This is a genomic window from Bacteroides sp. CAG:189 (genome assembly GCF_000432295.1).
In the GTDB taxonomy this organism is placed as follows: Bacteria; Bacteroidota; Bacteroidia; order Bacteroidales; family Bacteroidaceae; genus Bacteroides; species Bacteroides salyersiae.
Genome location: NZ_HF991119.1, coordinates 45953 through 66544, shown reverse-complemented (window position 1 = coordinate 66544; position 20592 = coordinate 45953). Strand labels below are relative to the sequence as shown.

Genomic DNA, 20592 nt, shown 5'->3' with positions numbered 1-20592 from the left:
TGTATACATATTGGAATAGATATCGGGGATGGTATTGTCGAATGTATAGAACAGGCTTAATCCTTCTATTTCTGTCTTCATTGCTATTTTCAGTCGGTGCTCTTTATCCCAATGGGGATAAATGATAGGATCGTAGATGCTGCGGGCATAATTGACGCCGGATCGGTCGAAACGTTCGAACTGTTGCTCCACTCTGTTTACAAAGAACTTCCAGTTGCGCAACCGGGCATCGGTCCACAGGGTTTCCGATATCGCCAGGGCACGGGGCCAGATCATATATTCCACTTGCCGGTAGTGGGGGACGGATTCCGTCCAGAGATTTCCTTGCCCGCCCATGATCAGGGAAGCGTCCACACTATCGGGAATGAGTTGATATTTGTAACAGTCCTGTAGGCGCAGCATGGAATAGGTGTTTGGTTCGACTGTCGGATCTCCCTGGTAAAAGTCCAGATAGCAATGGTCGGTTGGGGTCATGATGACGGAATGTCCTTGCTTGGCAGCTTCTATACCTCCTTTCATACCTCTCCACGACATGACGATAGTTTCCGGTGCCAAGCCGCCTTCTAATATTTCATCCCATCCGATAACCTGTTTCCCTCTTTTTTGAACCATCGCGGCCACACGTTTCACAAAGTAGCTTTGCAGTTCTTCCAGGTTTTTAAGATGTTCTTTCTGCATACGCATTTTGCATTTGGGACACTTCTCCCAAAATCCTTTATAGCATTCGTCACCGCCGATATGGATATAAGGAGAAGGGAAGAGGCGGGCGACTTCGGCGAATACGCTGTCCAGTACTTCAAATGTCTGTTCATTGCCGGCACACAGGGAGTTTTCTATTTCGGTATAGAAAGTGTTGCCTACATTGACGTGGAACGGTCCTCCCGTACAGGATATCTCCGGATAGGCCGACAGGGCTGCCATGCTGTGTCCGGGAATATCTATTTCGGGCACGATGGTTACATAGCGCTGTTGTGCATATTCTACAATTTCCCGGATATCTTCTGTTGTGTAATATCCTCCGTAACTCAGGGAGTCGGTCGGCAGTTGCGGTTCCCGCTCCCACCAATTACCTACGCGGGGCGCTCTCCATGCACCGATGGCGGTGAGTCTGGGCAGTGATTTTACTTCTAATCTCCATCCCTGATCATCGGTCAGATGCCAATGGAATACATTGTATTTGTATTCGGCCATCTGGTCGATGAATTTCTTTACTTCCTGCTTGGTGAAGAAATGCCGGCTGACGTCGAGCATCAGTCCCCGCCATGCAAATTGGGGTTTATCAGTGACTTCTATGCAGTTAATACTCCAGGTGGCGTCTGCCTGTACCGTTTTCGACTTTATTTCCGGCGGGAGTAACTGAAGTACGGATTGTATACCGTTGAATATTCCGTGATGCTTGTATGCGCTCAAAATCAGTTGATCTGCCGATATCGAGAGCTGATATCCCTCCTCACCCAGTTCTTTGTGTTCGCCTAACTGGAAAATAATCGTACCGGAGTTGTTTACCGGCAGGGAAAAGCCTGTAGCGTCACTGATTTCTTCATTGAAGTAGTTTGCTAAGGCCGTCATTTCCGGATCGGACTTGTCTATGCCGATGCTGCTTTGCCCGGTTATGTAGAAGGTACCCGGTTTCAGTTCGTACGTACTCGGCAGAGGAATAATCCCAATGGATTCGTTGGATATGCTATTCTCCGGTTGGGTACAACTGACTGCACATCCGAACAGAAGGAGAAGAGCGAAATGATTGATGATCTTCATTTACTTGTTTTTTTAGATATGTATTTGGCTTTGCCTGTTGTCATATATTCCCATACACCTGTTACCCATGAGTCTACCCGGGCTTTTTCTACGGGGGTACTTGCAGCCGCTTGTGCTTTATGTACCAATTTTTCCAGTTCTTCCATCACTTTGTCCGTACCGAGGTATTCCCAGGCGATGGACTCCGTCTGGTGAAATTGTGCGTCTTTGGTCTGGATATCCGACGGATAGTTTTTCGAATCGCTATAAACGCTTTCTATCTTGTCATAGAAATCCGACATCGGCTTGGCTGCTTTGCCGAAATAAGAGGTAAAGAACTCGTCGATCAGTTTGTCCGGGTCTAATGATGGATTATCATATAGTTTCATGGTGATGTAGAAATCCAGTTGCTCGCCGATACCGCACAGGAAGATTCCCCGTACCTTATCTTTTGCATACATTTTTATTTGTCCGGCTACTTCATGGATACTGAACCCCGGGAATACATGGAAGTTTTGTACCAGACCGCGTTCGGTTGGAAAACACAAGTAATTCCACAGGTAGACAGGGCGGCCGCTCTTTTTACTCTCTTCTATCCATTTCTTGTAATAATCTACTTCATTCTCTTTCATTTTCGGTGCCCAGTAATTTCTTGGATGCAGACAGGGAGCTACCGATATATTGTCTTCCAGTGTCATATCTTCCGGCATATAGGCATACACATGATAAGCTAAAGCCGATATTTTTTTGTTTGGATGTGTTTTCTTAACCTCTTTGGCCACGTTGTTAATAAAAGTCCAGAGATAATGAGTAGCGGTACCGCAGTTGAAATGCTCTCCACGGATGTTGTCTTTATCGATTGCCAACTGCCGGGTACACTCTTCGCATTGGCACCAGTTTGCGTTATCCAAAGGAACGATTGCAAAATAATCTCCTAAAGCGATTTGTTCACCTTTCAAAGGTTTACCGTCAAAATAGTCGCGGGCATCTTGGGCCACTTGCTCGATGAATGCCCGGTTGGTATAGCAGAACTGACGTTCGTGAGGGCCACCGGTACGTCCTACTGCGAAGTATTCGGGATGATAGCTTTCGAATAATTCCGGCCGTTCTGGATTCTTTTGCAGGAAGCGGTCCTGATAGGCAGTGAAAGCATGGTTGGCTGCCCACTTTTCACCACCGAACCGGATGCGTCTGAGAAATAGCTGTAAATTTTCTGAAGTTGCGTTGAAATATTGTTCTTTCATCATCGGCCAATCGAAAGAATAACTGCCGTCTCTGTATTTGAGAACGGGCGCACGCATTATTCTGACAGGTGAGAGTTTTAAGTTTTTCTGTTTTGGAACGATGATATTCAGTGAATCGGGACCGTAGAAACGGATACCCAAGTAGTTCTCCAAGAAGTCATACACGGCATAGCAGGTGCCCTGCGCATCATAAATAGACGGAAGGGTGAGTTCGGCAGGAGCTGACGGATCACCAGTGGATTGGGAGTAATTGATTTTCGTCCGGTCTTTCGAAGGAGTGATACCGTTATTGTCACGTCCGCCGTCTGTGTCGAAGTTTTCGTCCTGTCCCATGAGCGTAATTGTCTCTGGAGTGATCTCTATAAGATATTCTTGCTCTTTGAAACGAACTTTTTCCGTATATTTACTACCGCCTACAAAGATGATTTTCGACGGCTGCTGGGGAACTTCGCTGACTATGGGCAGATGAATGTCCAGAGATTGTTTGATGAAATGTTGCAGTTCATGCGCTGCAAGTATTACCGAAGGAGAAGGTTGCTCACCGGTCACTATAATTGTCCGGTCTTTTTCTATGACAAAAGCTTTCTTGGCCGAACAGAGAACCGGCATCATTAATAGCGTAATATACAATATAAATTTCTTCATAAGCATTTTTTTTGTTTAAAAAAGGGTATAACAATAGCTTGGAACCAACCTGCGAAGGTTCCCTCTTGAGTTTTTTAAAACGAATCGGATGTAAGAAAAAGGACAAAAAAGTAACGGACAAAAGAGATTATAATATCTTTTGCAACATTAGTAAGTTGTTAAGAATGAGTGGATTTAATTTGTATTTTTCATGCGCTTTTCTGTTTTTTTTAGATTATATATATGTCATTGTTTTCTATCTTGAATTTCAGGTTATAGTGTATACGCAATATGTTCATCATCTCTTGTATGGAAATCAGTTTAAATTGTCCGGTGAACTTATCGTTCACAAGATTTTCTTTATCATAGTGTATAGTGACTCCATACCATCTTTCCATACGTTTGAAAACTTCCGTCAACGGTACAGCATTGAATGCCAGTATGCCTTGTTTCCATGCCAGTTCCGAGTCCTCCTCCATAATGGAAATGTTACCTTTCTGCTCATTTCTGGAATAGACGAATTTTTGTGACGGAGTCAGATAAACAGGTTTGGACGGATAACCGTTCATGGTCAGTTTGACTTTTCCTTCTATAAGCGCCGTTTCTACAATGTTTTCATCGTTGTAAACAGAAACATTGAAAGAAGTCCCCAATACTTCCACATCGAAAACGGAGGTCTTTACGATAAACGGTTTTTCTTTATTGGGAGTAACTTCAAAGAATGCTTCTCCTTCAAGGGACACCTCTCTCAATTTCCCGTTAAATTCGGGGGTATACGTTAATTTAGACTCACTGTTCAGATGAACGATTGTCCCGTCCGGTAACGTGATACCGGCACGTTGTCCTCTGTTGACGGATACGATATTGGGTATTTGTTTATAATGGTCCATCTCATGGTAGAGATAAACGGTGGAGAAAATCAGGATCGGTATCAGCAGAGAAGCGGCAACGGTAGATACCCGTTTCAGCCACATCCGTCTGAGATCTTTCTTTATCTCTTCGTCAATGCGTCTGCGGGTACGCTCTTTAGCGCTGGGAGGCATAACGTGAATATTCATGTCTTTCTGCCAGCAGTCATCGAGCATATTCGGGATACTTCTGTCGGAATCATCCTGAATCTTTTGCTGTAGCTCCTTGTATTCTTCTTCGTTGATGCTACCGTGAATATATTTTTCGAGTATATTATTATTTTTCTCCATAATCGATCCTGTCCGTTTATAGGTAGTACACAGAAACGGCAAACCTGTAACATGTGTACTTCCTGTTATTAATATTTTTTAAGTATTACCATTGATTCATGAAAAGAATAGCAAAGCAAAGGCCTGTCTTGATAAGCTCTTCTCTGAGTACTTTGAGTGCACTGCTTAGCTGATTTCTCACAGACTGCTCGGAGATGTCGAGCTTTAGAGCGATCTCCTGGCTGGATAGCCCTTCTTCCCTGCTCATTTCAAATATCGTTCTTTGCCGTTTGCTCAGTTTGTCTTTCGCCTGAAGAATCTGTTCGTTCAATTCATGAAAGTTAAAGTCGTTCTCGGTAGTGTTTGCACCCTCTTCGGCAGCGTCCAGTTGTACAGTATATTCGTCATAAGAGAGCAGGGTAAGCCTGTTTCTGAGATCATTCAGAAATTTGTTTTTGGCAATGGTGAAGAGGAAAGAACGAAAAGAATATTCGGGCGACAGATGTTCTCGCATTTGCCAGATTTTCAGGAAAACCTCCTGAACAATCTCTTCCGCCATTTCGGACGAATGTGTCAGGTTATAGGCAAAGCCATACAATCTGTCGGCATAAAGATCGTATAGTTTGTTGAAGTCGGCATGCGATCCTTTTCGGAGACCTAAAATGTATTTTTCATCCATAAAGAAGAGGTGTTTTTAATAGTGGTGCCAAAGTTAGAGAAATATATGATAAAGAGAATTGATTCGATTGAAAAATATTAGGCGGGTATATTTTACAAATAAAAAAGGTATGTCCGGTCATTGTAGGGCATACCTTTCTCAAAACACGTATGGAATCTATCTATTGCACTTCAAAGATAGACGTTATTATATTTTCTCTAACACAAATATAGTGACTTTTGTGTGTATAGTTTGCCTTTTCCCGATTTTCTGTTCAAAAAGGCTGGAATTTTGAGTGTTTCTCATGTTGGGAAGATGGATGTGGTCAAGCAATTAATAAGCTGATGTCGGATATTCAAGTATAATAATGAATAGAGAAGGATAGATATTCTTGTATTGTTGAAAATCGATTTCTTAATATGCAAAACATGGGGATGTTTTATACCACAACATCCCCATGTTCAGAATCACAACATCCCCATGTTTTGGACAAAGACATCCGGATGTTGTGATAAAGTATCTTTTGTATGGTTATAATGGATCTTTGATCATTTTCTGTACCAGTTCCGGGTTGTTTGTCGTGATGTAATCGGCACCGTGATCGATACACCATTGTATTTCTTCGGGTTCGCTTACCGTCCAGATATTGACTTCGAGTCCTGAATCATGGAGTTGCTTTATCCATTCAGGATTCTTTTTGAATACGTTGATGTGATAGTCGGCTCCTGTTCCTCCGATTTTCTTTAATACGTCCGGTGCTACGCCGTTCAGATAGAGAATCGGGCAGTTGGTCTGTTTCACAAGTTCATCGAAAGCATTTCTGGAAAAAGTAATGTAGGAGGTTCTTGTTTCCAGTTCTTTGGCTTTTACCAGGTCGAGTATCATTTTTACGGCTTCTTTTTCATGTTCCCTGTTTTTATGGGGTTTTATTTCCAATACCAAGTCTATCGTAAGGCGTTTGGCAACGTCGAGAAACTGATCCAATGACGGTAGGTATTCTCCGTTTTTCAATTTCTGATTCAGAATGGTGTCGGATGACGTGGTTTCTATTACGTAACCGTTTATATGATCGTCGTGGTTTACTACCAGTTTTTTATCGGCTGTCAGCCATACGTCGAATTCGCATGCGTCGCATTGGATGGAGTCGGCTTTTATCAAGGCACGGATGGAGTTCTGGGCCGAGCCTTCGGTGTCCCAATATCCCCGGTGAGCCACTATTTTGGGTTGGGCATTTACGGTAAGAGTTACGAGGATTCCCATCAGACAGATGAATACAAGTTTTCTTTTCATGATATACTGAATTTTGAAGTTATTTTTCGAGTGAGATAATTACACTTCCGGGAGAATGGCAGGAAAGGCGGAGTGAGTCTTTCTTCTTTTTGATTTTCGCATGGGAAGTGTTTTCTATGATGCTAACTTTTCCATAGGTTGAATTTGGGGGGAGAGAGAGCCGGAAACTGCCTTTGGCGGGGTTGCTGAAAAAGATGACCCTTTTCCCGTTGATGAATCCGTCGTAAGCAAATGCAGACCCTGTATCGAGCAACGGGGTGGCTATCCAGGTGTATACCCCGCTCCACGAATCATGATGACCGATGGTTCGGAGGGTATTTCCGATGAGCTTGTGATAACATTTAGTCCAGGAATTACCTATGAAAATCACGTCATCATCGGGGAGCTCATCATGTGTTCCCAATCCGCGGTGAAGGAGGAAAGAGGATTGAAAATACAAATCGCCTTTTTCGATGAACCGGTTGAACCGGGGGAAATCTTGCTTTTTAAATCGGTTTGTCTGGTGTATGTTGGTCCAGAAAGGATACTTTCCTAAGGGGGTGAGAAGCTGGTTTTCATCTTTGAACATGGATTGCATTCCGTAATATTTGGTTATTATGACGGGAGTCCGGTTGATGTAGTCGTGAGATAAATCGACCTGGATGCTGTTGCCCCTTATCGTGTAATTTACGTTCTCAATACATAGCGTATCGGTAAAATAGGTCTTATCTCCGGTCTGTTCTGCGCTTAGAGGATTGAATATCCGGTTTTTTACTTCCAACTTTATTATTTGTGCTTTCAAGAGGGTGTCGGAGGAAATGCTTTGTCCGTCGGCATAGAGTTTTATCGAGAAAGTCTCGGCTGGTTGGGTCTTTTCGTCCGTAAACAGATGGTTGCCGCCACACCAACCGCCGCCCCGGATCTCAAATGGGCCGATATTGTCACTGTATGCTTCATTTACGACCGTAGTACCGGTAGTGCCGGAGGTGACGGAAACACGGTAAAAAGTGAATAAATCATTTGCCATGCACTTTTTGAACCAATAGTTTATTTCGTGATGATCGTCGATTTGAGAAGACACATACACATTCTCTCCTGCTTTTCTGATCGTGCAGAGTTCGTTGTGAGACTGCATCGACAGGGGGGAAAGCAAAAAGAAAATGAGTATGAGCCTGTTCATAGCTTTATTTATTAGGTCGATGATTTAATCTATTCGGTTAGCGTCTCCTCTATTTTGTCAGTGCCTTTATGCTTCTGCGGGCAACGATGTGGCGTGCCAGCCGATCCATAATCTTTTTATCTTCCGGAGAGGAGGAATGGTATAAATCCAATAGCCCTTTGCTGCCGGTGTAGTAGGCTATAGCCGAAGTCTCAAAAACATTGTGGTCTTCGAATGCCTTGATATATGCAAGCATCCTGTCATAAGAAGAATCCTCACAGTCATAAAGGGCCTTGCTGTCGCATTCGAATTCCATAGCCATGCCGTGACGCAGGGCGAGTTCACAGGCTTCGTCCAGACGCGAATCGGGGATGTCTTTTGTAAAGAAATGATTGGGCTGCTGATAGGCGATGTCGAATCCTAATTCTTTCCACTGATCGTATCCTTTCGCTTTCCAATAAGGAATCCAGACAAATTCCTTTTTCTTGGCATGGATGTACTGACTTACGTATTTCGGGAGATCTTTGCAAGTGGCAATATCCTCGTCCACCCAATAGAAACCGGATAATTCCAGATTCTTATATTTGGCCTTTTTGAAGCGGCTCATCAATTGGTCTATGTACCATTGGGCAGCTTTTATCTGATCGGCTTGCCGGTTGAAATCAAGGGGAGTTCCGTCTATCGATCCCCAGTCTTTTTGTTTGGACAGGGGAATGGCGACTCCTAAAACAACCTTATGCTTGAAGCGGGGTTTCCCAATCTCTTTTTTCTCTTGTTCGATGCATTGATCGAGAGCGTCCAGTGCTTTCCCTTTTTCAAAGATTCTGTCGAGAAGCCATTCCCATTCCGTTTTCCGTGCCTGTTTTTTGGTATATCCGTAGGCATAAGTGGAGCCTTTGCCATCGGCAAACTCGAGGAATAAAAAGCCGTCGAACAGCCATTCTTTTGTACCGTCGGCAAACTGGTGGGTGACGTATGGGACAAACTGGTCGGGTGTCCAGTCGATTCTTTGCACGCCTCCTTGATAGATGAGTGCCAGATCGCGGATTTTATTGGTTTTGTACTTGCTTCCTTCGTTTCCTCCGGCTTCTGAGGAGTGGAAAGGGACCATGAGAATGAGCGCTGTTAAGAGGTATAGAATCTTTTTCATGTTTAATAATTTTGTTTTTTTAGAGCCTGTTTAAATTTTGCTCAGTATTATTTTGAGAGTTATTTTTGAGGATGTTTTTCTGTTTTTATGAGGAGGATAGCGGGCTATCTGACGAGTAAAAACAGGAAAACAGATCGAATGAGGATGTTTTTCTGTTTTTATGAGGAGGATAGCGGGCTATCTAACGAGTAAAAACAGGAAAGCAGACCGAAAATAAACTCAAAATAAACTGATAAAGCTTTTAAGAGGAAAATTTAAACAGCCTCTTAATATATTGTATTGTCGCTATTTCTTTAATTTTACATTGATGTTTTCTTTTTCAATCGCTTTCAGAAGCTGATAATGGGTCGTTTCTACCGGTTTCACCATGAATTCCGGAATATTATAGGATTTGAACAGTTGTGCATCATAATCGGGATCTTTTTGCGGTAAGATAAAAGGTTTATGAGCTTTGCCTTCCTTGTCAAAATAGGCCATGTACAGGCGGGTATACGAACCATCATCACGGCGGGTGCTGAACAGAATCCATCGTCCGTTCGACGACCAACTGTGATAGCTGTCGACGTCCGGACTGTTGATTTCCGTAAGCGGGCGGACACTTGCAGTATTCAAATCCATCAGATATAGGTCACTGCTTTTGTGCCAGATGTGGAAAGTACCGTAGTCTCCCAGCGTGAAAAGCAAATATCTGCCATCCGGAGATTCCCGTGGAAAAGTAGCGCTTTTCCCATAGTCGGATGCCCTGAAAAGAGTATCTGTTGCTCCGAATTTCCGGGTCGTTAGGTCGAACGATTTACGGTAAAGGTTGTATTTCACGTCTTTATAATCGTTTTTTAAATAAGCGTTCATCTCTTCTTTGTCCATTTCTTTTACCGATGCCGAAACGTAGTACAGGTATTTGCCATCCGTGCTCCAATAGGGAAAAGTTTCGAATTCGCTTTTATCATTCGCTATAATCTGTATTTCATCTTTCTCTACATCGTACAGTATTAAGTCGGATGCAGCATCCTGCACCTCTATTTTTTCATGATCTTTGGTATGAAAACTTTGTCCGGTATCGTTGGTAGAGTAAGCTATCAGCATCGCTTTGGGATGCCACGAAGGGTATACGCCCCCCGAAATGGTTTCGGGAGTTTTCATATTTACTTTTTTCATTTTTCCTCCTGTGACGATGATGGTTCCTCCCAAATGTTGGCGCACATGCATCTGCATGTTACCGTCCCGGTTATAGTTCTGATAGGAGTGACAATTCACGCATTGCCCGTTGTCTCCGTCAGAGAGTGCATAGTTATTATAGATGATGTTCTCTTCGAAGCTGGTTACATTTCGCTGATTGATGGTCATAACTTCATATCCCACATAAGACGGTTCTATCAACCGGTAGGATATATAAGGATCTATCTCCTCCGCCACTTTGTTTTTCAGCGGTAGGTATTTCACCCATCCGTTGTCTGCTTTTTTTAGGTAAATATCTATGTATAGCGTGTCTCCCCGGCTTTCGTCGAGCAGTGCTTTAAATAAACTGATAAAAACTTTTAAGAGGAAAATTTAAACAGGCTCTTTAATGTTACTAATTTTTTTATTTGTAAAATAGGGATTATTAGACTATCAGCGAACGGTTACCTTTCTGGTCTCTCCATCGACTATCACTATGTAAATGCCGGACGGACATTGAAAACTTTTCCTGTTTTCGCTGACCAGTATGCCGTTGGCGGTATATATCCGGATCGATTCGGGATCTCCCGATATATACAGTTCTCCGACACCTCCTGCAACGATAACATCGGTTTTAGGAGGATCGGGCGTTTCAATGCCCACGCCCCGGCTACGTCTGTTCAGGATGTGGCCGGCAATCCTGTCCAGAATAAGCGTATTCTCGATAGAGTTTGAACGGTACATATCGAGGATTCCCTTGGTTCCCGAATAATAGGCAATGGATGACTCTTCGAAGACGCCGTTGTTTTCGAAAGCATTGATATAGCTTTCCAATCTGCTATAATAAGAATCCTCTTTTTCGTATAGCACGTTGCTGTCGAACTCCATTTCCAGTCCCATTCCGAATTTTCGGGCAGTGTTGCAGGCTTGATCCAGCCGGATGTCGGGTATGTCCTTGCTAAAGAAATGGTTCGGTTGTAGGAAAGCGGTATCGAATCCTAATTTTTTCCATAAGTTATATCCGGATGCATTCCAATATGGAATCCAATAGAAGCGTTTGTCCAGTTGATGAATGTATTCGCTGACATCTTTAGGCAGATCTCCGCACTTGGCTGTACTCTCTTCGAGCCAGTAGAAACCTGTCAGTTCCAGATTGTTGTAAGCTCCTTCTGCAAATCGTTCCATCAGTTGGTCTATATACCATTTGGCGGCTGTTATCTGATCGTCTCTGTTTGTGAAATCCAACGTCTTCCCATCAAGACTTCCCCAGTCGGTTTGACCGGTGATGGGCGATACGACTCCAAGTACAATTCGGTGTTTGAATGACGGCTCTCCGATGATCGTTTTGTAATGCTCGATACACGAATTTAAGGCATCGAGAGACTTACCCTTTTCGAATACTCTGTTCAGCAACCATTCCCAGTCGCTTCTTTGGGCATTCCGTGTTCCGTAGCTGGAACCGAATGCTATCTGCCAGCTATCTGTAAATTCGAAAAAGAGAAACGAGTCGAAAAACCATTCCATACGACCATCGGCAAAAGTGTGGACCACGTAAGGACGCAGTTCGTCTTCCGTCCACTCGGGTCGATGGTTACCGCCCTGATAGATGAGGGCCATATCCGAGACTACATCCGTTTTATAAGTAGCTGTTGCCGTACTTGCACCGAGGAAAACGGTAATGACCGTAATGGCGAGTGTGATATATGTTTTTTTTAAAGTTGACATCATTTCTTTTTATGGTTTATGGCTTTTTTTAATACAGGTAGTATTGCGTCGACGTATTGTTCGAATCCGCAATCGGTGAAATGGATGCCGTCGACAGTCGATTCACTGTTGGCGGAGATTAATGACCTCCCTTTCACCAGATATATTTTTTTCAGTCCCTGCTTTTTCAGTGATGAAAAGGCTTGGTTCATAACATCGTTTTTGTCCTTAATCTCTTTGGCCATTCTAAGGTCGAACTTAGAATGGGGGAAAATGGGGTCCTCGACAAATATCAAAGGGACGTCCGGATGCTTTTCTCTCAGTATCCGTACAAACTTCTCCGTTTTTTCCAAAATCTGTTCGGGAGATGCATTCGGTACATAATCGAGCACATAAGCGGATGCATCCACATGGGCCATCATCTTTGCCACTTCATAGTCGATGAAAGCATTGCCACTGAATCCCAGGTTGATGGTTTCTACGTTTAGTTTTCTTCCTATCAGGTTGGTGGCGGCCATTCCGGGACGTGAGGCACAGGCCCCTTGTGTAATGCTGCTCCCGTAAAATACGATGGGTTTTCGGGTATCGGGGCAGGGCAACGCAGGCTGCCCGATGTGAGACGGTGCCGTGACTCCGATCTGCAATGAATGAATCCCGTCGTACAGGGGAAGGTAGAGCATATATTCACGCTCGGCGGCATTCATGCCGGATATGATCTGCCATTGATTGGTTTTACCCGAAGGTTGCGCACTGTTCACAAACCGCCATTTGCCATCGATAAAGCAGTAGAGGTCGAGTCCCTTGATACCGACCGGTGCCATGTGTTTCATGGAATTGTTGAACGTATTTTCCCATTTCACAGCGATCACGGGCGAGTCGGAACGGAAGCGTACTGCAATTCCGGCGGAATTCTGTCCTAAGCTCCACACCGCTTTCCGCGTAGTTGGTTTCAGGAAATAGGGAATACGGGAAAAAAGCGGCAAGGAATCGGGGTATATCTTTCCGATAACCGGAAACCGGGCGGCATCGAAGTACGTCAATGAGTCTGCCCCGGAGGTACCGGACGACTGTGTGGTACTTCCGAAGAGAATGAGAGTCGATAGACATACATATAGAAAAATCAATGCCAAACGTTTCATCATCCGGTTATTTTAAGGGAAATTTCATGACGTTTATTTTCTCTACCGGGCGAAGTACATTGTTTACTTTCCAAATTCTACTTTTGCTGATGTTGAGAGGAAGCGTAGCTCTGAAATCCTTGCTTGACGCGCCGAAAGAGAGCGTATATTCCCCCTTGGATGTAAGCCATTGCGAGTTAGCTTCATCAAATGAAGCCAGATCGTAATCGGTAAATTCGAGTTTTATCGTTTCGCTTTCCCCCGGCTTTAATTCCCGTGTTTTCCCGAAAGCTTTTAGCTCTGCGCTTGGTTTTTGGATGGAAGTCTGCGGGGCGGAAATGTATAATTGTACGGTCTCTTTTCCGGATACGTTTCCTGTATTGGTTATCTGGATGGTAGCTACCCATTTTCCGCTCTTTCTTTCGAGCTTCGGTTTGCCGAAAGAGAAATCCGTATACGACAATCCGTATCCGAAAGGGTAGACGATGGCTTTATTGGCCGTATTGAAGTAGCGGTATCCTACCCAGATATCTTCTTCGTAATTAGTATAATCGAAGTTTTTGCCGCTTTTGGTCTCTCCCACCATCGGGAAGTTTCTGGAGGAAGGAATGTCGAAGTAGTCTATCGGGAAAGTCATCGGAAGTTTGCCGGAAGGATTTGCTTTTCCGCTGATTACATCTGCTATGGCATCTCCGCACTCCTGTCCCGGAAACCAAGCCAGCAGTATGGCATCCGGTTCATCCTTCCAGGAGTTCATCTCCATGACCCCGCAAACGTTCATCACCACCGCTACCTTTTTTCCTGCAGCGTGAAATTGGGAAGATACGTTTTCAATCATGAATTTTTCTTCGGGCGTAAGGTAAAAGTCACCTTCCAGTCTGCGGTCGGACTCTTCGCCGGAACCCCTGCCGATGACGATGAGTGCGATGTCGGAATTTTTAGCTTCCTGCCCGATAATGCTTTCCGCTTTTGACAGATCCATTTCGGCGATTACCGTCCGGTTGTATGATAGTTTCTCCCAGTCGGTGCTTTCCGGATGTTTGTCGAGAAGGTCATTCTGAAATTCCACGAATTTTGTATAGAGTCCTTTTAGTCTGTTGCTTAGTGTATAACCGCCCTTTTCGAGTCCGGTAGATATATCTGTGATATGAGCTTTGTTTACGTTGGAAGATCCGGTACCTCCGGCAATGGACTTGTATGCAGTGGCACCGAACAAAGCTATTTTCGCGCCTTGGGATATGGGGAGAAAGGAGCGGTCGTTTTTCAGGAGCACCATTCCTTCGGTAGCGATACGGCGTGCCAATGCTGCATTTGCAGCAAGGTCGGGAGCTTCATTATATTCCCATCCTTTGTTAGAGATGGATTTGGAAATGAGTTTCAATACGTACTTCACACTTTCGTTTAGAGTGGTTTCGCTGATCCGGCCGTTTTTTACTCCGGTTATTATTTCATCTACCTGAGATTGTTCTCCCGGCATCATCAGGTCCGTTCCGCCATTGAGTTGGTCGGCAGTATCCCGTTTTTTATACCAATCGGTTACAATCAGACCGTTATAATTCCATTCGTTCCGGAGAATCGTCCGGAGCAGTTCCGGATTGGCTTGTGTATATTGCCCTCCTATTTTATTGTAAGAACCCATCACGGTCCACGGATCGGAGTTTTTGATACATATTTCGAATCCTTTGAGATAAATTTCACGGATGGCACGTTGGGAGATGCGTGCATCGTTGTAGAGTTTACCTGTTTGCTGATTGTTGGCAATAAAATGTTTCAGGCTCGCTCCGATTCCTTTGTCCTGGATTCCGTTGATCATGGCTGCGCCCATTATACCGGAAAGATAGGGATCTTCGGAGAAATATTCGAAATTGCGTCCGCAAAGAGGGTTGCGCATAATATTGATGCCCGGTGTGAGTACGATGTCGACACCGTAGGCCAGAGCCTCATCACCGATTGCATTACCTTCCAGCCGGGCTATGTCCTTGTTCCAAGTGGCGGCCAGTGCTGTGGTCGAGGGGAAACAGGTGCAATAAGAAGTATACGGTTTGTTTGGTAGGACAGGAGTGATTCGTACTCCTACCGGACCATCTGCCAGATTGATGGAGGGAATATCCAGGGAATCGATCGGAAAAGTATATCCTGCAGATCCTGCAACTATATGGCTGACTCCTTTATCACTACCCGGACATCCTACTAAAAGCCGGGCTTTTTGTTCCAGAGTGAGTTGGCTGACAATATGATTGATGTCTTTATCGTTGTAGTGTGGCTTACTGCCGTTGCCGGCAAAGAGATTGCTGACAGAAAAGATGAGTACATATAAAAGGGGTATGATGGCCTTGTGCATGGTGTGGTAAATGTTTTGATTTGTTCTATGTAACTGGTGCTATTTTTATGAAAATGTAGAAAGAGCCTGTCTGAATTTACTTTCGGATGATACCGGTCGGAATTTGAACAGGCTCTTGAAATAAAAACCTTTTATTTGACTATTACTTTGGTTGCATTGTTATCGGTTTTGACAATATATGTTCCCGGAATACATTTCACGTTATTCTCATTACGGCTGATGAGAATACCGCTTATGGTATAGACTTCGATAGAAGCAGGTTCACCTTCAATTGTAATTTCTCCGGTACCACCGATAACGGTTGCTTTAGGAGTTTCTGTTTTTTCAACACCGGTATCTGTACCAACTGTGAATGAATATTTTGCAATGTATCCGTTAGGATAATACTGATAAATATAGGCTTCGGTTTCGCTGACAGCTTCTGCTGTCAGATGATTTCCATAAAAAGCATTGTTTGTATACATGGGATTACCATCATCTTTTTGTTCCGAATACTTGGTTGCTATTCTTACATCTGCATCACTGTCTTCTATTTCAGATGTAGCTTTAGTAGCCAATTTGGATACGGTGAAGCCGTCGGCATTGTTATCGCCGGAAGGATATACGATGTAGTCTTTACCTCCTAACTTGAAGATGATGTAGTCTTTCCCTCCTAACTTGAAGATGTAGACCCCTGCACATCCGCTATGGCGGGGAGTTATATAGTAAGACTCATGTGACCAGTTACCGTCATCATCTAACGCTAACTTTTGGATGGAGTTACAATTTGTTTTATTATATAATGGACTCAGAATAGCTAAGTCTTCGCCATTTTCCCAACTGGATATTATCGTGGTGGTAGCAAAATTTCCCGATACTCCGAATGGGCTTTCATAAGTATAGGTGTACGTATTGGTTACGTCTTGTTGGCCGTTTATGATTGGTATTTCAATCAGTTGAGGATACCATGCTGTACCCATATACAGGAGACCGCCAGTCGTTTTGTCGAGTACGTTACCTCTGACATGTCCCCAAAAGTCGAGACGCCCCGGTGTAATTCCGCTTAATGGAATATCTATTACGTCTGAACCATCTGCAGGAATAATTCTCAGTTCGTTTCGGGTACTGACATAATTGGTGTTAAAAGTTCCAATACGCACAATGATGTTTCCCGCATCGTCAAATGTAATATTGGTTCCTTCTCCGGAAGGGATGTCTGTTATTTTCCCGGTTTCATCCCATACCTCAATTTGTTTGGTGTCTTTGTTTTGGAGATAGAATTTTCCATTCATACCGAATCCTTGACGTGCACTTGTGTGTAATGGAGCGACGTCTGTATTCATCCATAGCAACTTAAGGTTTGAATCCATAGAAGACTTCGCATCTGCAATAGAAGGAGTCAAAACGAACATGCCGGTTAGCATGATCGTTGCTGTAAGTAATTGTTTTTTCATCATTTTTGAAATTTAAGTTGAACAATAGAAATTATTTTGATTTTGTTTTTTGTCATTGTATCATTAATTTAGCTATCCTGTTGAATGTTTTATCTGATAAGGTGATTATATAAAAACCTGGGGTCAACGATTCTGTGGGCAGTACTGTCGGTGTATTGCCGTTTTTCTTGTATTCGAAACGATGGATCAACCGCCCGGTGGTACTGTAGATGCAGACAGTACCGCTTCCGTTGAAATCGATATAGACCTGGTCTCCTGTTCTTGCAGGATTGGGATATACATCGATAGAGCCGGTGGCAGTTGAAGCGATTCCTGTGCCGGAACCGTTTACGGTAACAAGTAAAGTTGTGGTCAATTCACCTAATGAAGCAGTTAGGGGGTGAGTACCTGCACCGCTACATAATACGGTAGTACCGTTTTCTTGTACTTCTCCCAATTCGGTACTGCAGGAAAGAGTTATTCCTTTCACGTTTGTATCGATGAGCAATCCTTGTGCGTTGTAGCCGTATATCACTGGAGAGTAGTAACTGTTCTGTTCCGCTTTTTTCGCATAATCGGCAAAGCGGATTTGAGCTATTTCCTTATCTGTAGTGGCAGGAGTTGTAATGAAAAGGCCGTTTTTTACAGCTCTCAGGCTTCCTTCGCTCGGCGTGTTGATAACGCCCAGTTCCTTGACATACAGGGTAGAGGAACCTCCTCCATCAAAGTTCAGCGCTTCCGTACACCCCAGATTGAGTAGTATTGCAGCCAAATCTTTAGAGGGTACACCGACCGATACTCCCGGTTGACGACCGTCGACAACAAGTAGTATTACCTTTGTTCCATCAGTGTTGTAACCTATTGCCGTACGAGGCTCACGATTGACCAGGTGATCCAGGGAACCTTGTGTTTCAAGAATCTTTCCCTCTTGAAGTAGCATCGGGCATCCGCCACACATGTCTGTGATGTCTGTTGTTGCCACATTATCGAAATAAATGGTCGGGGTAACTTCGAACTCCTCGCCAAGTTGCATCTTGGTCAGCGTATTGGTCGTAAATCCTGTTCCGGAAAGTACGAACCCATTTTCCGGAATCGCCATATTGCCGACATCTTTTACCGGTGCAACCGTTACGCGCATCCGGGTAGTTCCTTCTGATTTCAACGGGCCGTCGACAGCTACGGCACCGACCTCTACTCCTGCCCCTTTGGTACCCGTAGTGCTGCCTTTACGAGAAGTATACAATATCATCTCATTGTCACTGCGTACGGCATTAACGGCTTTGATGGAAGCCTGTCCGGCGTTTGGCGAGACTAATTTGAAAGTAGTATAAGGAGCACCGGAATGAAGTTTTTTATCTTTGTCAATACCTATTGCATACCATCCGGTCCCCTTATAACTTTTATACATCTCTCCGTTCGCAGCCGTAGTACCGACAGGCCCCATACCACCAATGAAGTCGGCATTTACACCGGCAAAATAGATGTTTTCCGGATCATTATGGGACGCCGGCATGTTCGGTACGGTTACATTGCTTGTCAGATTATCCTTTCCCATTATCAATTTCAAGTTCACATTCGGATCGGTCATGTCCGTGGTTGTATAGAATACACGTAACTTCACCGGGCCTTCCAGCATCAAAGTTGTCTGGGTGGTACCGGGGCCTATCACTACATGTGACAATGTGTCTACACGATATTCGACGTTTTGCAATTTCCAGGTGGTGGAAGCAAAAGAGCCGAACGGGATGCAACTCAATAAAAACAATAGTAAAGAATAGCTGTTTTTCATGATTCTATAAATTAATTCGTATGCCTTGCAGGGCTTTTACAGTCCGTTTTTTATTATTGTCGGGCAATATTATTTCATGGTCCACGCTGTCCATGTTCACGTAATATTGTACTCTTTGACCTTTCGGAGAAATCCATTCGGAGCCGGCTACCACATTCATTTTGCCGAATCCGTGAACGTCGGTTATCGGATTATCCCCTTTCGGGATGATCTCCTTTACATATCTTCCTCCTACAAAAACATCGTGTTGCTTTTTACGAAGCACCGAGAGTGTTTTTAAAAAGTCGGCTTCTCTTTTGGCTTCCTCCTTCATTAAAAGCGTAGGATCTACCCAACCCAACTGTGAACCGTACAGAAAGCATTGCATGGTCTGATACAGGAAGTCGCCACGATTTACTCTGTCGGTAGGCGAATAGGTATATGCCGATGTGATAAGTCTGTCGGAATAGACCATTGGGAACAAAGGTACTATCTTACAACCGTTGTGGGGTGAATTGACCGTGAGCAACAGATCGAACATGTCGATGTAACATTCTGCATTCTCTTCGCTGATTAAGATATTTCCCGGTTCCAGGTGATAGGTGCGGAGTGAATCCATCAGATGGCGGTAAGATTTGTGCCAGTAGTCACCTCCGCCCCGGGCATGTCCGTGATTGGTGGCCCAACAAGGCTGGGGAGCGGCGGCAGCGATCTGGTCAATATAAACTCCATTGGTTTTCAGTTCTTTCTGGATTTTAATGACAAGATCGGTAATGATCCCTTGCCACAGTTTGGATGCGGGGCAGGTGACGGAGTTCAGTACTTTGGATGTGGGATAAATTTCGGTATAGAGCGTTCCGTCCGGTTTCCGGCATGAAGCTGAGGCACCATTCAGGGCAGCATAACTGTCGCTTGCGGGATCCCACAACCGCCCGTTGATATAAGGGACGGTGTGGCAACCTCTTTCCCGGACTTCGGCTATCATCTCGGCAAAATCCGTTTTTGCGGGGAAGTAGTCCGGATAGTGGGTGTCATAAGGGTGATGATGCCAGAAGTACCAATGCACGAAGGTGTTTTTGCCATATAAATCGATGGCTTTGTTTACGGCTGTCCGTACGGTGTCATTCACTCCTTTGGCTCTGATCCAGGTATCGGTATCTAAGAGCCATTGAGGGATGTTGCGCGATGCTAACGGTTTGCTTCCCCATTCGGTGGTAAACGTAAAAGGACGATACCATTTCGTTGCTGCATCCTGCCATCCGAGATGGGAGTATCCGATCACTGTCGGCCACGGAAGGGTAAAGGTCTTGCTTGTATGGTCCGACCATCCTTCGGAGGCTACAATGTCTGTTAAGAGAGTTACGCTCTTATCGCCCACTGCGGCTCTGAAATCTTTGCCGCAGGCTTCTCTGTCCTCGGTAGCATAATATACTGATCCGTCGGGGTTGTGAAGAAGCAGGAGTTGCATGGAACCGGTCACCGAGGGATAGCTGGAAGTATATACCTGCGGGTTACTTAGGTTATACTCTGCACCCCAACCTGCCGAGGTGATCAACTTGGCTTTATCGGGACGGGTTACCGTGATACGGGGGAATTGCGTATTACTTACCAGCCATCCATCCGGAGTGCCCGCTTGAATATCCCAATAAGCGAGTTCCGAATCGCCGGGAAGGGAAACGGTCATTACTACCGGAACCAGATCTTGGTAAGTAAGCCGCATGTTCCATTTGAAGGCAATGGCGACATGTCCGTCCTTCGTTGTCTTTGCCCATCCGGTATACTCGCCGTGAGAGGGGAAAAGTACCGGGTTTTCTCCTTGCGGTCCTTTGTAGGTAAGCGTCCAGGGAACGGTATTGTATCCTTTGCTCAATACTAATTCTTTTCCGTTAAGTGTCAGCTTTGAGATGTCGAAAGCTTCCCCTTTGGGAAATTCCACTCTCACTTTGCTGTTCCGGAGTGTTAGGGTCGAGTCGGTTTCGGTCACTTGCGTACCACTGGCTTGGCCCCACGCTGTAGTAAAGCTTGCGAGAGAGACAAGAATAGATATTAAACAACTTTTCATCATGATATTAAAT

Annotated in this window: 14 protein-coding genes; all 14 read right to left on the bottom strand. The window is 44.4% G+C overall.

Features of this window, described 5'->3' with window-relative positions:
• The coding region (locus tag QVP90_RS17070; RefSeq protein WP_288204902.1) for a beta-N-acetylhexosaminidase at positions 1 to 1758 on the bottom strand (1758 nt) is incomplete at its 3' end.
• Positions 1755 to 3626, bottom strand: a complete 1872-nt coding sequence (locus QVP90_RS17065) for a DUF4838 domain-containing protein (RefSeq protein WP_021937092.1) — start codon at positions 3624 to 3626, stop codon at positions 1755 to 1757. The genes QVP90_RS17070 and QVP90_RS17065, both read right to left, overlap by 4 nt.
• Positions 3627 to 3835: 209 nt before the next feature.
• On the bottom strand, positions 3836 to 4804 hold the full coding sequence (locus QVP90_RS17060; protein ID WP_021937091.1) for a FecR family protein: 969 nt from the start codon (positions 4802 to 4804) through the stop codon (positions 3836 to 3838).
• Positions 4805 to 4889: 85 nt separating this feature from the next.
• The gene (locus QVP90_RS17055) at positions 4890 to 5462 is read right to left on the bottom strand and encodes an RNA polymerase sigma-70 factor (protein ID WP_021937090.1); all 573 of its coding nucleotides are present in this window, start codon (positions 5460 to 5462) and stop codon (positions 4890 to 4892) included.
• 510 nt (positions 5463 to 5972) lie between these two features.
• Entirely contained in the window at positions 5973 to 6731 is a 759-nt protein-coding gene (locus tag QVP90_RS17050) for a glycerophosphodiester phosphodiesterase family protein (protein ID WP_021937089.1), read from the bottom strand.
• A gap of 19 nt (positions 6732 to 6750) precedes the next feature.
• Positions 6751 to 7890 (bottom strand): hypothetical protein, encoded by a 1140-nt coding sequence (locus tag QVP90_RS17045; RefSeq protein WP_021937088.1) that lies wholly within the window; start codon positions 7888 to 7890, stop codon positions 6751 to 6753.
• A 49-nt stretch (positions 7891 to 7939) separates the two neighbouring features.
• Positions 7940 to 9019 carry a DUF4855 domain-containing protein gene (locus QVP90_RS17040; RefSeq protein ID WP_005928007.1) on the bottom strand — a complete coding sequence of 360 codons (1080 nt, stop codon included), beginning with the start codon at positions 9017 to 9019 and terminating at the stop codon, positions 7940 to 7942.
• Between the two features lie 285 nt (positions 9020 to 9304).
• Complete coding sequence (locus QVP90_RS17035) at positions 9305 to 10459, bottom strand: PD40 domain-containing protein (protein WP_021937087.1); 1155 nt, start codon at positions 10457 to 10459, stop codon at positions 9305 to 9307.
• 168 nt (positions 10460 to 10627) lie between these two features.
• Positions 10628 to 11902 carry a DUF4855 domain-containing protein gene (locus QVP90_RS17030; RefSeq protein WP_264379970.1) on the bottom strand — a complete coding sequence of 425 codons (1275 nt, stop codon included), beginning with the start codon at positions 11900 to 11902 and terminating at the stop codon, positions 10628 to 10630.
• Positions 11899 to 13017, bottom strand: a complete 1119-nt coding sequence (locus tag QVP90_RS17025; RefSeq protein ID WP_021937085.1) for an SGNH/GDSL hydrolase family protein — start codon at positions 13015 to 13017, stop codon at positions 11899 to 11901. The genes QVP90_RS17030 and QVP90_RS17025 overlap by 4 nt, the downstream gene beginning before the upstream one ends.
• A 7-nt stretch (positions 13018 to 13024) precedes the next feature.
• Entirely contained in the window at positions 13025 to 15337 is a 2313-nt protein-coding gene (locus QVP90_RS17020; protein WP_021937084.1) for a beta-glucosidase, read from the bottom strand.
• A 131-nt stretch (positions 15338 to 15468) separates the two neighbouring features.
• Complete coding sequence (locus QVP90_RS17015; protein WP_288204901.1) at positions 15469 to 16773, bottom strand: hypothetical protein; 1305 nt, start codon at positions 16771 to 16773, stop codon at positions 15469 to 15471.
• Between the two features lie 49 nt (positions 16774 to 16822).
• Complete coding sequence (locus QVP90_RS17010; protein ID WP_021937082.1) at positions 16823 to 18538, bottom strand: phosphodiester glycosidase family protein; 1716 nt, start codon at positions 18536 to 18538, stop codon at positions 16823 to 16825.
• A 4-nt stretch (positions 18539 to 18542) separates the two neighbouring features.
• Positions 18543 to 20582, bottom strand: coding sequence for a DUF6259 domain-containing protein (locus tag QVP90_RS17005; protein WP_007479548.1), 2040 nt, complete (start codon positions 20580 to 20582; stop codon positions 18543 to 18545).
• Positions 20583 to 20592: the final 10 nt, after the last annotated feature.